Source organism: Pseudomonas sp. Z8(2022), from assembly GCF_025837155.1.
GTDB lineage: Bacteria > Pseudomonadota > Gammaproteobacteria > Pseudomonadales > Pseudomonadaceae > Aquipseudomonas.
In genome coordinates this window covers 640,898-654,595 of record NZ_CP107549.1, presented here as the reverse complement: position 1 = coordinate 654,595, position 13,698 = coordinate 640,898, and the positions used below count along the sequence as shown (strand labels likewise).

Genomic DNA, 13,698 nt, shown 5'->3' with positions numbered 1-13,698 from the left:
ATCACTTACCTGCCTGCTGGCTGAGGACAGTCTTGACGCGAGCGATGTCGCGCTTCACTTGCGAGAGCAGGTGAGACTGCCCCAGCTGGCCAGTCGCCTTCTGCATACGCAGATTGAACTGGTCGCGCAGCAGCTCGAGCAGTTGCTCGTTCAGCTGTTGTGCGCTTTTTTCACGAAGTTCGGTCGCTTTCATCACATCACCGTCCGCTTAACAAAGGTGGTGGCGAGCGGCAGCTTTGCAGCAGCCAGGGCGAATGCCTCGCGCGCCAGCTCTTCGGATACGCCTTCGATCTCGTACAGGACCTTGCCTGGCTGGATCTGGGCTACCCAGTATTCAACGCCACCCTTACCTTTACCCATACGCACTTCAAGAGGCTTCTTGGTAACCGGCTTGTCAGGGAAGACGCGGATCCAGATCTTGCCGCCACGCTTAACGTGACGAGTCAGAGCACGACGAGCGGACTCGATCTGACGAGCGGTGAGACGACCGCGGGCGACAGACTTCAGCGCGAATTCGCCGAAGCTGACCTTGCTACCGCGCTGAGCCAGACCACGGTTGTGGCCGGTCATCTGCTTGCGGAACTTCGTACGCTTTGGTTGCAACATGATGCGTACTCCTTATTTCTTAGCAGCTTTACGAGGAGCGGGCGCTTGCGGCTTCAGCTCTTCAGTGCGGCCACCAATGACCTCACCCTTGAAGATCCAAACCTTGACGCCGATCACACCGTAAGTGGTGTGCGCTTCGTAGGTGGCGTAATCGATATCGGCACGCAGGGTGTGCAGAGGCACACGACCTTCGCGATACCACTCGGTACGGGCAATTTCAGCGCCGCCAAGACGACCGCTCACCTGGATCTTGATGCCCTTGGCACCAATGCGCATGGCGTTCTGTACTGCGCGCTTCATGGCGCGACGGAACATGACGCGACGCTCCAGCTGCTGAGCTACGCTCTGCGCAACCAGCATACCGTCGAGCTCCGGCTTGCGGATCTCTTCGATGTTGATGTGCACCGGCACACCCATTTGCTTGGTCAGGTCCTGACGCAGCTTCTCAACATCTTCACCTTTCTTGCCGATCACGATGCCGGGACGAGCGGTGTGGATGGTGATGCGTGCGGTTTGAGCCGGACGAGCGATGTCGATACGGCTAACGGACGCGCTTTTTAGTTTGTCTTGCAGGTATGCACGAACCTTCAGGTCGGCGTTCAGGTAGTCGGCATAATTGCGACCATCTGCATACCAGACCGAAGTGTGATCCTTGACGATTCCCAGGCGGATGCCAACGGGATGTACTTTCTGACCCATCTGATCGACTCCGTTACTTGTCCGCAACCTTGACAGTGATATGGCAAGACCGCTTGACGATGCGATCAGCACGGCCTTTGGCACGCGGCATGATGCGCTTAAGCGAACGCCCTTCGTTGACGAAAACGGTGCTGACCTTCAGGTCATCAACGTCCGCGCCTTCGTTGTGCTCGGCGTTGGCAACGGCCGACTCCAGCACTTTCTTCATGATCTCGGCGGCTTTCTTGCTGCTGAAAGCCAGCAGGTTGAGCGCTTCGCCCACCTTCTTCCCGCGGATCTGGTCGGCGACCAGGCGAGCTTTCTGGGCGGAGATGCGAGCGCCCGACAACTTAGCGGCTACTTCCATTTCCAAACCCCTTAACGCTTGCCTTTCTTGTCGGCAACGTGACCACGATAGGTACGAGTGCCGGCAAATTCGCCCAGTTTGTGGCCGACCATGTCTTCGTTCACGAGAACCGGGACATGCTGACGACCGTTATGCACAGCGATGGTCAGACCGACCATCTGCGGCAGGATCATGGAGCGACGCGACCAGGTTTTAACCGGCTTGCGATCGTTCTTTTCCACCGCCGCTTCGACCTTCTTCAGTAGGTGAAGATCGATAAAAGGACCTTTTTTCAGAGAACGTGGCACTGTCGTATCCCTCTATTTACTTGCGACGACGGACGATCATGTTGTCGGTGCGCTTGTTAGCACGGGTCTTCGCGCCCTTGGTCGGGAAGCCCCATGGCGACACCGGATGACGACCACCGGAGGTACGACCTTCACCACCACCGTGCGGGTGATCAACCGGGTTCATGGCAACACCACGAACGGTCGGACGAACGCCACGCCAGCGCTTGGCACCAGCCTTACCCAGCGAACGCAGGCTATGCTCGGAGTTCGAGACTTCACCCAGGGTCGCACGGCACTCAGCCAGGACTTTGCGCATTTCGCCGGAGCGCAGACGCAGAGTCACATAAGCACCTTCACGCGCGACCAGCTGAGCGGAAGCACCAGCGGAACGAGCGATCTGCGCGCCTTTGCCCGGCTTCAGCTCGATACCGTGAACGGTCGAACCAACCGGAATGTTGCGCAGCTGCAGGCTGTTGCCCGGCTTGATCGGCGCCATGTTGCCAGCTACCAGCTGATCGCCAGCTACAACGCCTTTCGGGGCGATGATGTAGCGACGCTCACCGTCGGCATACTTCAGCAGAGCGATGTGAGCAGTACGGTTCGGATCGTATTCCACGCGCTCGACAGTGGCTGGGATGCCATCTTTGTCGTTGCGACGGAAGTCGACCAGACGGTAATGCTGCTTGTGACCACCACCGATATGACGGGTAGTGATACGACCGTTGTTGTTACGACCACCGGACTTCGACTTCTTCTCGAGCAGCGGAGCGTACGGAGCGCCTTTGTGCAGCTCCTGATTGACCACCTTGACCACAAAACGGCGGCCAGCGGAAGTCGGTTTGCATTTAACGATTGCCATGATGCACCCCTTCCTTACTCAGCACTGCTGGTGAAATCGAGATCTTGGCCCGGCTGAAGGGAGATAACTGCCTTCTTCCAGTCGTTACGCTTGCCCAGACCGCGGGCGGTGCGCTTGCTCTTGCCCAGAACGTTCTGGGTAGTAACGCGCTCAACCTTCACGTTGAACAGGCTTTCGACGGCCTTCTTGATTTCCAGCTTGGTCGCATCGGTAGCGACTTTGAAAACGAACTGACCTTGCTTGTCAGCCAGAACCGTGGCCTTCTCGGAGATGTGCGGGCCAAGCAGCACTTTGAATACGCGTTCCTGGTTCATCCCAGCAGCTCCTCGAATTTCTTCACGGCCGAAACAGTGACCAGCACTTTTTCGTACGCGATCAGGCTGACCGGATCGGAACCCTGGACGTCACGTACATCGACGTGCGGCAGGTTGCGGGCAGCCAGGTACAGGTTCTGATCGACCGCATCGGATACGATCAGCACATCGTTCAGACCCAGGCCGTTCAGCTTGCTCAGCAGAGCCTTGGTTTTCGGAGCTTCGACAGCGAAGTCTTCAACCACTACCAGACGGTCGGTACGAACCAGCTCAGCAAGGATGGAGCGCAGAGCAGCGCGGTACATCTTCTTGTTCAGCTTCTGGTCGTGATTACGGGTGGACGCTGCGAAGGTCACACCACCGCCACGCCAGATCGGACCACGAGTGGTACCAGCACGGGCACGACCGGTGCCCTTCTGACGCCACGGGCGCTTGCCGCCACCGGAAACGTCGGAACGGGACTTCTGGCCTTTGGTGCCCTGACGGCCGCCAGCCATGTAGGCTACGACTGCTTGGTGAACCAGGGTCTCGTTGAACTCGCCACCAAAGGTCGCGTCGGACACTTCGATCGCCTGAGCGCCATTTACATTCAATTGCATCTCAGATTCTCCCCTTACGCCTTGACAGCCGGACGAACGATAACGTCGCCGCCAGTAGCGCCCGGAACGGCACCCTTGACCAGCAGCAGGTTACGCTCGGCGTCTACGCGAACGACTTCCAGGGACTGTACGGTCACGCGCTCAGCGCCCAGATGACCGGACATCTTTTTGCCCTTGAATACACGACCCGGGGTCTGGCACTGACCAATGGAACCCGGTACACGGTGAGAAACGGAGTTACCGTGAGTGTTGTCCTGGCCGCGGAAGTTCCAACGCTTGATGGTACCGGCAAAGCCTTTACCTTTGGACTGACCGGTGACATCCACCAGTTGACCAGCTTGGAAGATTTCAGCGTTGATCAGATCGCCGGCCTGGTACTCGCCGCCTTCAACACGGAACTCCAGAACGGTACGACCTGCCGCGACGTTCGCCTTGGCGAAGTGACCGGCCTGAGCCTTGCTGACGCGCGAGGCACGACGCTCGCCGACAGTGACCTGCACTGCGCGGTAGCCATCGGACTCCTCGTTTTTGAACTGGGTGACGCGATTCGGCTCGATCTCAATGACCGTGACCGGAATGGAGACACCTTCTTCGGTGAAAATGCGGGTCATGCCGCACTTACGACCGACTACACCAATAGTCATGTTGTAAACCTCATGAGTGTACGGGGCTTTCACCCGCTATGGCCGCCCATTTCAGAGCGTTACACGACTAAAACCGCCAGGTTTTAGCCGAGGCTGATCTGCACTTCCACGCCTGCCGCAAGGTCGAGCTTCATCAGCGCGTCAACGGTTTTATCCGTCGGCTGGACGATGTCCAGAACACGCTTATGAGTGCGGATTTCGTACTGATCGCGCGCGTCCTTGTTGACGTGCGGAGAAATCAGAACGGTGTACCGCTCCTTACGAGTAGGCAGAGGAATCGGACCACGCACCTGAGCACCAGTACGTTTCGCGGTTTCCACGATTTCCTGGGTAGATTGATCGATCAGGCGATGGTCAAAAGCCTTCAACCGAATACGGATTTGTTGGTTTTGCATTTTGACCTCAGATTCCAAACTGCTAATCCCCACAGACGGACTACGCCCGCTCGAGGGAGGCGCAATTGTACGGATGCCCCCTGGGGGTGTCAACTTTTAACCAGTTCAAAAAATCACCGGGAGTGATTTTTGACGTCGCCCCGCGACGGCCCAAAGGGTCGCCCGCCAGGGATGGCGGAGACAAAAGAAAAGGGCCCCGAAGGGCCCTTTTCTTTCAAGCGGATCGTCGATTACTCGATGATCTTGGCAACCACGCCGGCACCAACGGTACGACCGCCTTCGCGAATTGCGAAGCGCAGGCCGTCTTCCATGGCGATCGGCTTGATCAGGGTGACAACCATCTTGATGTTGTCGCCCGGCATTACCATCTCAACGCCTTCCGGCAGTTCGCACGAACCGGTTACGTCAGTGGTACGGAAGTAGAACTGCGGACGGTAGCCCTTGAAGAACGGGGTGTGACGACCACCTTCTTCCTTGGACAATACGTACACTTCTGCTTCGAACTTGGTGTGCGGCTTGATGGTGCCCGGCTTGGCCAGAACCTGACCACGCTCGACTTCATCACGCTTGGTGCCGCGCAGCAGCACGCCGCAGTTCTCACCAGCACGACCTTCATCCAGCAGCTTGCGGAACATCTCAACGCCGGTGCAGGTGGTTTTGGTGGTCGGACGCAGACCAACGATTTCGATTTCTTCCTGGACCTTGACGATACCGCGCTCAACACGACCGGTCACTACAGTACCGCGGCCGGAGATCGAGAACACGTCTTCGATCGGCATCAGGAACGGCTTGTCGATGGCACGAACCGGCTCCGGAATGTAGGTATCCAGAGTCTCGACCAGCTTCTTGACAGCAGAAGTGCCCAGCTCGTTGGTGTCTTCGCCGTTCAGAGCCATCAGCGCGGAGCCGATGATGATCGGAGTGTCGTCACCCGGGAAGTCGTAGGTGCTCAGCAGGTCGCGAACTTCCATCTCGACCAGTTCCAGCAGCTCAGCGTCGTCAACCATGTCAGCCTTGTTCAGGAAGACAACGATGTACGGTACGCCTACCTGACGGGACAGCAGGATGTGCTCACGGGTTTGCGGCATGGGGCCGTCGGCAGCCGAGCAGACCAGGATCGCGCCGTCCATCTGGGCAGCACCGGTGATCATGTTCTTCACGTAGTCGGCGTGGCCCGGGCAGTCAACGTGCGCGTAGTGACGAATATTGGAGTCGTACTCTACGTGCGCGGTGTTGATGGTGATACCACGAGCTTTTTCTTCCGGAGCGCTGTCGATCTTGTCGAAGTCAACCTTGGCCGAACCGAAAACTTCGGAGCAGACGCGGGTCAGAGCAGCGGTCAGAGTGGTTTTACCGTGGTCAACGTGACCGATGGTGCCAACGTTGACGTGCGGTTTGTTACGTTCGAATTTTTCCTTAGCCACGACAGTAAACCTCTTACTTAAAGGGCGGGATTAGCCTTGTTTTTTAACCAGTGCTTCGACGATGTTCGACGGAGCTTCTGCGTACTTGGAGAATTCCATGGAGTAGCTGGCGCGACCCTGGGACATGGAACGAACGTCGGTAGCGTAACCAAACATCTCGCCCAGCGGAACTTCGGCACGGATTACCTTACCGGATACCGAATCTTCCATACCCTGGATCAGACCACGACGACGGTTCAGGTCACCCATCACGTCACCCATGTAGTCCTCAGGAGTTACCACTTCCACCTTCATGATCGGCTCGAGCACCTTGCCACCGCCCTTCTGGGCCAGCTGCTTGGTCGCCATGGAGGCAGCGATCTTGAACGCCATCTCGTTGGAGTCGACGTCGTGGTAGGAACCATCAAACACGGTAGCCTTCAGGCCGATCAGCGGATAGCCGGCAACAACGCCGTTCTTCATCTGCTCTTCGATACCCTTCTGGATCGCCGGGATGTATTCCTTCGGAACCACACCACCTACAACTTCGTTGGTGAACACCAGACCTTCGGTGATGTTGCCCTTGTCGTCCACGTCCGGAGCCGAGAAACGGATCCAGCAGTGACCGAACTGACCGCGACCACCGGACTGACGAACGAACTTGCCTTCGATCTCGACATTGTCCTTGGTGATGGTTTCACGGTAGGAAACCTGCGGCTTACCGATGTTAGCTTCGACGTTGAACTCGCGTTTCATGCGGTCAACGAGGATGTCCAGGTGCAACTCACCCATACCGGAGATGATGGTCTGACCGGTTTCTTCGTCAGTCTTGACGCGGAACGACGGGTCTTCCTGAGCCAGACGACCCAGGGCGATACCCATCTTCTCCTGGTCAGCCTTGGTTTTCGGCTCGACAGCAACCGAGATAACCGGCTCCGGGAAGTCCATACGCTCGAGGATGATCTGCTTGTCCAGATCGCACAGGGTGTCACCGGTGGTGACATCCTTCATGCCAATCAGAGCAGCGATGTCGCCCGCGCGCACTTCCTTGATCTCTTCACGCTGGTTGGCGTGCATCTGCACCATACGACCAACGCGCTCCTTCTTGCCCTTGACCGAGTTGATCACGGAGTCGCCGGAAGCGAGAACACCGGAATAAACACGGGTAAAGGTCAGAGTACCAACGAAGGGGTCGGTAGCGATCTTGAACGCCAGCGCCGCGAACGGAGCATCGTCAGAAGCCTGACGCTCGTCTTTCGGCGCATCATCGCCCTGCTCCAGGTGATCAGGATGGATACCCTGAATCGCCGGGATGTCGGTTGGAGCCGGCAGGAAGTCGATAACCGCATCGAGAACCAGAGGCACGCCCTTGTTCTTGAAGGAGGAACCCAGTACGGCCGGAACGATTTCACAGGCGATGGTGCGCTGACGCAGACCGGCCTTGATCTCTTCGAGGGAGAGGTCGCCCTCTTCCAGGTACTTGTTCATCAGCTCTTCGTTGGCCTCAGCGGCAGCTTCAACCATGTTCGAGCGGTACTCTTCAGCCTGAGCCTGCAGCTCAGCAGGGATCTCTTCCTCACGGAAGGTCATACCCTTGTCATCTTCGTTCCAGTAGATGGCCTTCATGCGCAGCAGGTCAACCTGACCCACGAAGTTCTCTTCAGAACCGATTTGCAACTGAAGCGGAACCGGGGTGTGACCCAGGCGCTTCTTGATCTGCTCGACAACGCGCAGGAAGTTGGCACCCTGACGGTCCATCTTGTTCACGTAGACGATACGCGGGACACCGTACTTGTTGGCTTGACGCCATACGGTTTCGGACTGCGGCTCAACGCCCGAGGTACCGCAGAACACAACGACAGCACCATCGAGCACGCGCAGCGAGCGCTCTACTTCAATAGTGAAGTCAACGTGACCGGGGGTATCGATAACATTTACACGGTGATTCTTGTACTGCTTCTGCGAACCAGCCCAGAAGGCGGTTACCGCAGCGGAAGTGATGGTAATACCACGCTCTTGCTCCTGAACCATCCAGTCGGTGGTCGAAGCGCCATCGTGGGTCTCACCCATCTTGTGGTTTACACCGGTATAGAACAACACGCGCTCTGTGGTAGTGGTTTTACCCGCATCCACGTGTGCACAAATACCGATGTTACGGTAGAGATTGATCGGTGTAGTACGAGCCATAAAGCCCTCGCAAAGTTAGTGTCGCTGAGATTAGAAGCGGTAGTGCGAGAAAGCCTTGTTGGCTTCAGCCATACGGTGAACGTCTTCACGCTTCTTGACCGCAGCACCTTTGCCTTCAGCAGCATCCAGCAGCTCACCAGCCAGACGCAGAGCCATGGACTTCTCGCCACGCTTGCGCGCGTAGTCCACCAGCCAGCGCATGGCCAGAGCATTACGACGGGACGGACGAACTTCGACCGGAACCTGGTAGGTAGCACCGCCTACACGGCGGGACTTGACTTCGACCAGCGGAGCGATGGCGTCGAGAGCTTTCTCGAAGATCTCCAGGGGATCGCTGTTCTTGCGCGCCTTGACAGTGTCCAGAGCACCGTAAACGATGCGCTCGGCCACGGCCTTCTTGCCGCTTTCCATCACGTGGTTCATGAATTTGGCGAGGATCTGGCTTCCGTATTTCGGATCGTCCAGGATCTCACGCTTTGCTGCTACACGACGTCTTGGCATTGATAAGCCCTCAAACGGTCTTCAGGTTAGCCCGGGACTGACGGTAAACACCGCGCCCGACCTTACTCTTATCGACTCAACTAAATAGAAAGGATCAAGCGGCCTTATTTCGGACGCTTGGTACCGTATTTGGAACGACCCTGCTTGCGGTCTTTGACGCCGGAGGTATCCAGCGAACCACGCACGGTGTGGTAGCGCACACCCGGAAGGTCTTTTACACGACCGCCACGGATCAGCACGACGCTGTGCTCTTGCAGGTTGTGGCCTTCACCGCCGATGTACGAAGAAACTTCGTAGCCGTTGGTCAGACGCACGCGGCACACTTTACGCAGTGCCGAGTTAGGTTTTTTCGGCGTAGTGGTGTACACACGGGTGCACACGCCACGACGCTGCGGGCAGTTCTGCAGCGCAGGCACGTCGGATTTCTCGACGATACGCTTACGCGGCTGACGTACCAGCTGGTTGATAGTTGCCATCTACTAGCTCCACTGTTGTCTTTCGACGCTCACAAATAAAGATGGCAGAGCCGAACGCCCTGCCAAATTTAGGGGTGCATGAGTCTAAAGAGACTCACGTCCCCAGTCAAGGCAAAGCCCCGCTAGCGAACCAGCAGGGCTTCGACTCAATTGCCGCTGGAGTTCAGCGCTTCGGTCAGTGCGGCTTCCACTTCACTGGCGCTGACACGTACCGGCTTGTCGGCATCACGCTTGCGCTTGCGCTCGCTGTGATAGGCCAGACCGGTACCGGCCGGGATCAGACGACCCACGACCACGTTCTCTTTCAGACCACGCAGGTAGTCGCGCTTACCAGTAACCGCCGCCTCGGTGAGGACGCGGGTGGTTTCCTGGAAGGACGCTGCCGAGATGAAGGACTCGGTGGACAGCGACGCCTTGGTGATACCCAGCAGTACGCGGGTGTACTTGGCGACGAACTTGTCCTCTTCGGCCAGACGCTCGTTCTCGCCCAGCACCTGGGTGAGCTCCATCTGGTCGCCCTTGATGAAGGACGAGTCGCCAGCTTCGGTGATCTCAACCTTGCGCAGCATCTGACGCAGGATGGTCTCGATGTGCTTGTCGTTGATCTTCACGCCTTGCAGACGGTAAACGTCCTGGATCTCGTTGACGATGTACTTGGCCAGCGCGCTGACACCCAGCAGACGCAGGATGTCGTGCGGATCGCTCGGGCCGTCGGAGATCACTTCGCCGCGGTTCACTTGTTCGCCTTCGAAGACGTTCAGGTGACGCCACTTCGGAATCAGCTCCTCGTACGGATCGCTGCCATCGGTCGGGGTGATGACCAGACGGCGCTTGCCCTTGGTCTCTTTACCGAACGAAATGGTGCCGCTGATTTCCGCCAGGATCGAAGCTTCCTTCGGACGACGGGCTTCGAACAGGTCGGCAACGCGCGGCAGACCACCGGTGATGTCGCGGGTCTTCGAGGTTTCCTGCGGGATACGGGCGATAACGTCACCGACCGCGATCTGCGCACCGTCTGCCACGCCGACCAGGGCGTTGGCAGGCAGGAAGTACTGGGCGGGAACGTCGGTACCCGGCAGCAGCAGTTCCTTGCCGTTGGCGTCGACCATCTTGATGGCCGGACGAATGTCCTTACCAGCAGCCGGACGATCCTTCGGATCGAGAACCTCGATGTTGGTCAAACCGGTCAGTTCGTCGGTCTGACGCTTGATGGTGATGCCCTCCTCCATGCCGACGAAGGTCACGATACCCTTCATTTCGGTCACGATCGGGTGGGTGTGCGGGTCCCACTTGGCGACGATGGCGCCAGCGTCGACCTTGTCACCTTCCTTCACCGAGATCACGGCACCGTACGGCAGCTTGTAGCGCTCACGCTCACGACCGAACTCGTCAGCCACAGCCAGCTCGCCGGAACGGGAAACCGCTACCAGGTTGCCATCGACACGCTCGACGTACTTCAGGTTGTGCAGACGGATCGCACCACCGTTCTTCACCTGGACGCTGTCGGCAGCCGAAGTACGGCTGGCAGCACCACCGATGTGGAAGGTACGCATGGTCAGCTGGGTACCCGGCTCACCGATGGACTGCGCAGCGATGACACCGACCGCCTCACCGATGTTGACGCGGTGACCACGAGCCAGGTCGCGGCCGTAGCACTTGGCGCAGATGCCATAGCGGGTTTCGCAGGTGATCGGCGAACGCACGACCACTTCGTCGATGCTGTTGAGCTCGATGAACTCGACCCACTTCTCGTCGATCAGGGTGCCGGCCGGAACGATGACCTCCTCGGTACCAGGCTTGAACACGTCCTTGGCAATGACACGGCCCAGCACGCGCTCACCCAGCGGCTCGACCACGTCGCCGCCTTCGATGTGCGGGGTCATGACCAGGCCCTGCTCGGTGCCGCAGTCGATCTCGGTCACCACCAGGTCCTGAGCCACGTCAACCAGACGACGGGTCAGGTAACCGGAGTTCGCGGTCTTCAGTGCGGTATCCGCCAGACCTTTACGAGCACCGTGGGTGGAGATGAAGTACTGCAGAACCGACAAGCCTTCGCGGAAGTTCGCGGTGATCGGCGTTTCGATGATGGAGCCGTCCGGCTTGGCCATCAGACCACGCATACCGGCCAGCTGACGGATCTGGGCGGCGCTACCACGAGCACCGGAGTCCGCCATCATGTACATGGAGTTGAACGACTCCTGCTCGACGGTCTTGCCTTCGCGATCGACAACCGGCTCTTTCGAGAGGTTGGCCATCATCGCCTTGGACACTTCGTCGTTGGCCTTGGACCAGAGGTCGATCACCTTGTTGTACTTCTCGCCCTGGGTTACCAGGCCGGAGGCGTACTGCGATTCGATCTCCTTCACTTCCTCGGTAGCGGCATTGATGATGCGCGCCTTCTCTTCCGGAATGACGAAGTCGTTCACGCCGATCGACACACCGGAGATGGTCGAGTAGGCGAAACCGGTATACATCAGCTGGTCAGCGAAGATCACGGTGTCCTTCAGACCCACAGTGCGGTAGCACTTGTTGATCAGCTTGGAGATCGCCTTCTTCTTCATCGGCTGGTTGACCACGTCGTACGGCAGACCGGCCGGCACAACCTGGAACAGCAGCGCACGACCGACGGTGGTGTCGACGATGCGGGTGTTATGGGTGATCGAACCATCTTTCTCTTTGATAGTTTCGTTGATACGCACTTTCACGCGGGCGTGCAGGGACGCTTCGCCGGCGCGGAATACGCGGTCGACTTCCTGCAGGTCGGCGAATACGCGACCTTCACCCTTGGCGTTCACCGCTTCACGGGTCATGTAGTACAGACCCAGTACCACGTCCTGCGACGGCACGATGATCGGCTCGCCGTTGGCCGGCGAGAGGATGTTGTTGGTCGACATCATCAGCGCGCGCGCTTCGAGCTGGGCTTCCAGGGTCAGTGGCACGTGAACGGCCATCTGGTCACCGTCGAAGTCGGCGTTGTACGCGGCGCACACCAGCGGGTGCAGCTGGATGGCTTTACCTTCGATCAGTACCGGCTCGAACGCCTGGATACCCAGACGGTGCAGGGTCGGCGCACGGTTGAGCAGCACGGGGTGTTCGCGGATCACTTCAGCGAGAACGTCCCAGACCTCCGGCAGTTCGCGCTCGACCATCTTCTTGGCGGCCTTGATGGTGGTCGCCAGACCACGCATTTCCAGCTTGCCGAAGATGAAGGGCTTGAACAGCTCGAGGGCCATCTTCTTCGGCAGACCGCACTGGTGCAGACGCAGGGTCGGGCCTACGGTAATGACCGAACGACCGGAGTAGTCCACGCGCTTGCCGAGCAGGTTCTGACGGAAGCGACCTTGCTTACCCTTGATCATGTCGGCCAGGGACTTCAGCGGACGCTTGTTCGAGCCGGTGATGGCGCGACCGCGACGGCCGTTGTCCAGCAGGGCGTCGACCGCTTCCTGCAGCATGCGCTTTTCGTTGCGCACGATGATGTCCGGCGCCGACAGATCCAGCAGGCGCTTGAGGCGGTTGTTACGGTTGATCACGCGGCGATACAGATCGTTGAGATCCGAAGTCGCGAAACGGCCACCGTCCAGCGGAACCAGCGGACGCAGGTCCGGTGGCAGAACCGGCAGAACGGTCAGCACCATCCACTCGGGCAGGTTGCCGGAATCCTTGAAGGCTTCCATCAGCTTCAGGCGCTTGGACAGCTTCTTGATCTTGGTCTCGGAGTTGGTCTGCGGAATCTCTTCGCGCAGGCGGCCGATCTCGTGATCCAGGTCGATGGCGTGCAGCAGCTCGCGAACGGCTTCGGCGCCCATGCGCGCGTCGAAATCGTCACCGAACTCTTCGAGGGCTTCGAAGTACTGCTCGTCGTTCAGCAGCTGACCCTTTTCCAGGGTGGTCATGCCCGGGTCGATCACCACGTAGCTCTCGAAATAGAGCACGCGCTCGATGTCACGCAGGGTCATGTCCATCAGCAGGCCGATACGGCTCGGCAGGGACTTCAGGAACCAGATGTGGGCGACCGGCGAAGCCAGTTCGATGTGCGCCATGCGCTCACGACGAACCTTGGCCAGGGCGACTTCAACGCCGCACTTCTCGCAGATCACGCCACGGTGCTTGAGGCGCTTGTACTTGCCGCACAGGCACTCGTAGTCCTTTACCGGGCCAAAGATCTTGGCGCAGAACAGACCATCGCGCTCAGGCTTGAAGGTACGGTAGTTGATGGTTTCCGGCTTTTTAACTTCACCGAACGACCACGAACGGATCATCTCAGGCGAGGCCAACCCGATACGGATGGCGTCGAACTCTTCGATCTGACCCTGGTTTTTCAGCAAATTCAGTAGGTCTTTCAAGGCCTTTCCTCCTGGCGGAGCGGGCAGCGGGCTGGTCTTGCCCCGCTGCCGATT

The 13,698-nt window shown here is 58.5% G+C and carries 15 protein-coding genes; all 15 read right to left on the bottom strand.

Annotation, left to right across the window (positions count from 1 at the left end; all coding sequences use genetic code 11):
- Nucleotide 1: 1 nt before the first annotated feature.
- Nucleotides 2-193 carry a 50S ribosomal protein L29 gene (gene rpmC, locus OEG79_RS03050; protein WP_003243902.1) on the bottom strand — a complete coding sequence of 64 codons (192 nt, stop codon included), beginning with the start codon at nt 191-193 and terminating at the stop codon, nt 2-4.
- Nucleotides 193-606 (bottom strand): 50S ribosomal protein L16, encoded by a 414-nt coding sequence (gene rplP, locus OEG79_RS03045; RefSeq protein WP_003243901.1) that lies wholly within the window; start codon nt 604-606, stop codon nt 193-195. Before rplP ends, rpmC begins: the two co-directional genes overlap by 1 nt.
- Before the next feature lie 12 nt (nt 607-618).
- Complete coding sequence (rpsC, locus tag OEG79_RS03040) at nt 619-1,305, bottom strand: 30S ribosomal protein S3 (RefSeq protein ID WP_003243898.1); 687 nt, start codon at nt 1,303-1,305, stop codon at nt 619-621.
- A gap of 13 nt (nt 1,306-1,318) precedes the next feature.
- The gene (gene rplV / locus OEG79_RS03035; protein ID WP_003103908.1) at nt 1,319-1,651 is read right to left on the bottom strand and encodes a 50S ribosomal protein L22; all 333 of its coding nucleotides are present in this window, start codon (nt 1,649-1,651) and stop codon (nt 1,319-1,321) included.
- Nucleotides 1,652-1,662: 11 nt separating this feature from the next.
- On the bottom strand, nt 1,663-1,938 hold the full coding sequence (gene rpsS, locus OEG79_RS03030) for a 30S ribosomal protein S19 (protein WP_003243896.1): 276 nt from the start codon (nt 1,936-1,938) through the stop codon (nt 1,663-1,665).
- Nucleotides 1,939-1,954: 16 nt separating this feature from the next.
- Nucleotides 1,955-2,779, bottom strand: coding sequence for a 50S ribosomal protein L2 (rplB, locus tag OEG79_RS03025; protein WP_104730405.1), 825 nt, complete (start codon nt 2,777-2,779; stop codon nt 1,955-1,957).
- Between the two features lie 14 nt (nt 2,780-2,793).
- Nucleotides 2,794-3,093 (bottom strand): 50S ribosomal protein L23, encoded by a 300-nt coding sequence (gene rplW / locus OEG79_RS03020; RefSeq protein ID WP_003243891.1) that lies wholly within the window; start codon nt 3,091-3,093, stop codon nt 2,794-2,796.
- Nucleotides 3,090-3,692, bottom strand: coding sequence for a 50S ribosomal protein L4 (gene rplD, locus OEG79_RS03015; protein ID WP_003243889.1), 603 nt, complete (start codon nt 3,690-3,692; stop codon nt 3,090-3,092). Before rplD ends, rplW begins: the two co-directional genes overlap by 4 nt.
- A gap of 14 nt (nt 3,693-3,706) precedes the next feature.
- Nucleotides 3,707-4,336, bottom strand: a complete 630-nt coding sequence (rplC, locus tag OEG79_RS03010) for a 50S ribosomal protein L3 (RefSeq protein WP_264147388.1) — start codon at nt 4,334-4,336, stop codon at nt 3,707-3,709.
- Nucleotides 4,337-4,419: 83 nt separating this feature from the next.
- Nucleotides 4,420-4,731 (bottom strand): 30S ribosomal protein S10, encoded by a 312-nt coding sequence (gene rpsJ, locus OEG79_RS03005; protein ID WP_003243886.1) that lies wholly within the window; start codon nt 4,729-4,731, stop codon nt 4,420-4,422.
- A 230-nt stretch (nt 4,732-4,961) separates the two neighbouring features.
- Nucleotides 4,962-6,155, bottom strand: a complete 1,194-nt coding sequence (tuf, locus tag OEG79_RS03000) for an elongation factor Tu (protein ID WP_104730409.1) — start codon at nt 6,153-6,155, stop codon at nt 4,962-4,964.
- Nucleotides 6,156-6,185: 30 nt separating this feature from the next.
- Nucleotides 6,186-8,321, bottom strand: a complete 2,136-nt coding sequence (fusA, locus tag OEG79_RS02995) for an elongation factor G (RefSeq protein WP_264147387.1) — start codon at nt 8,319-8,321, stop codon at nt 6,186-6,188.
- Nucleotides 8,322-8,351: 30 nt separating this feature from the next.
- Nucleotides 8,352-8,822: a 30S ribosomal protein S7 gene (rpsG, locus tag OEG79_RS02990; RefSeq protein ID WP_003246741.1), complete on the bottom strand. Its 471-nt coding sequence runs from the start codon at nt 8,820-8,822 to the stop codon at nt 8,352-8,354.
- 104 nt (nt 8,823-8,926) lie between these two features.
- Nucleotides 8,927-9,298, bottom strand: coding sequence for a 30S ribosomal protein S12 (gene rpsL, locus OEG79_RS02985; protein WP_004373429.1), 372 nt, complete (start codon nt 9,296-9,298; stop codon nt 8,927-8,929).
- A gap of 146 nt (nt 9,299-9,444) precedes the next feature.
- On the bottom strand, nt 9,445-13,644 hold the full coding sequence (rpoC, locus tag OEG79_RS02980; protein ID WP_264147385.1) for a DNA-directed RNA polymerase subunit beta': 4,200 nt from the start codon (nt 13,642-13,644) through the stop codon (nt 9,445-9,447).
- Between the last annotated feature and the right edge of the window lie 54 nt (nt 13,645-13,698).

Coding starts and splice junctions, on each gene's coding strand:
- rplC (WP_264147388.1), bottom strand. CDS start 4,336: ATGACTATTGGTGTAGTCGGTCGTAAGTGCGGCATGACCCGCATTTTC.
- rpsL (WP_004373429.1), bottom strand. CDS start 9,298: ATGGCAACTATCAACCAGCTGGTACGTCAGCCGCGTAAGCGTATCGTC.
- fusA (WP_264147387.1), bottom strand. CDS start 8,321: ATGGCTCGTACTACACCGATCAATCTCTACCGTAACATCGGTATTTGT.
- rpsG (WP_003246741.1), bottom strand. CDS start 8,822: ATGCCAAGACGTCGTGTAGCAGCAAAGCGTGAGATCCTGGACGATCCG.
- rplB (WP_104730405.1), bottom strand. CDS start 2,779: ATGGCAATCGTTAAATGCAAACCGACTTCCGCTGGCCGCCGTTTTGTG.
- rpmC (WP_003243902.1), bottom strand. CDS start 193: ATGAAAGCGACCGAACTTCGTGAAAAAAGCGCACAACAGCTGAACGAG.
- rplP (WP_003243901.1), bottom strand. CDS start 606: ATGTTGCAACCAAAGCGTACGAAGTTCCGCAAGCAGATGACCGGCCAC.
- rplV (WP_003103908.1), bottom strand. CDS start 1,651: ATGGAAGTAGCCGCTAAGTTGTCGGGCGCTCGCATCTCCGCCCAGAAA.
- rpsC (WP_003243898.1), bottom strand. CDS start 1,305: ATGGGTCAGAAAGTACATCCCGTTGGCATCCGCCTGGGAATCGTCAAG.
- rplW (WP_003243891.1), bottom strand. CDS start 3,093: ATGAACCAGGAACGCGTATTCAAAGTGCTGCTTGGCCCGCACATCTCC.
- rplD (WP_003243889.1), bottom strand. CDS start 3,692: ATGCAATTGAATGTAAATGGCGCTCAGGCGATCGAAGTGTCCGACGCG.
- rpsJ (WP_003243886.1), bottom strand. CDS start 4,731: ATGCAAAACCAACAAATCCGTATTCGGTTGAAGGCTTTTGACCATCGC.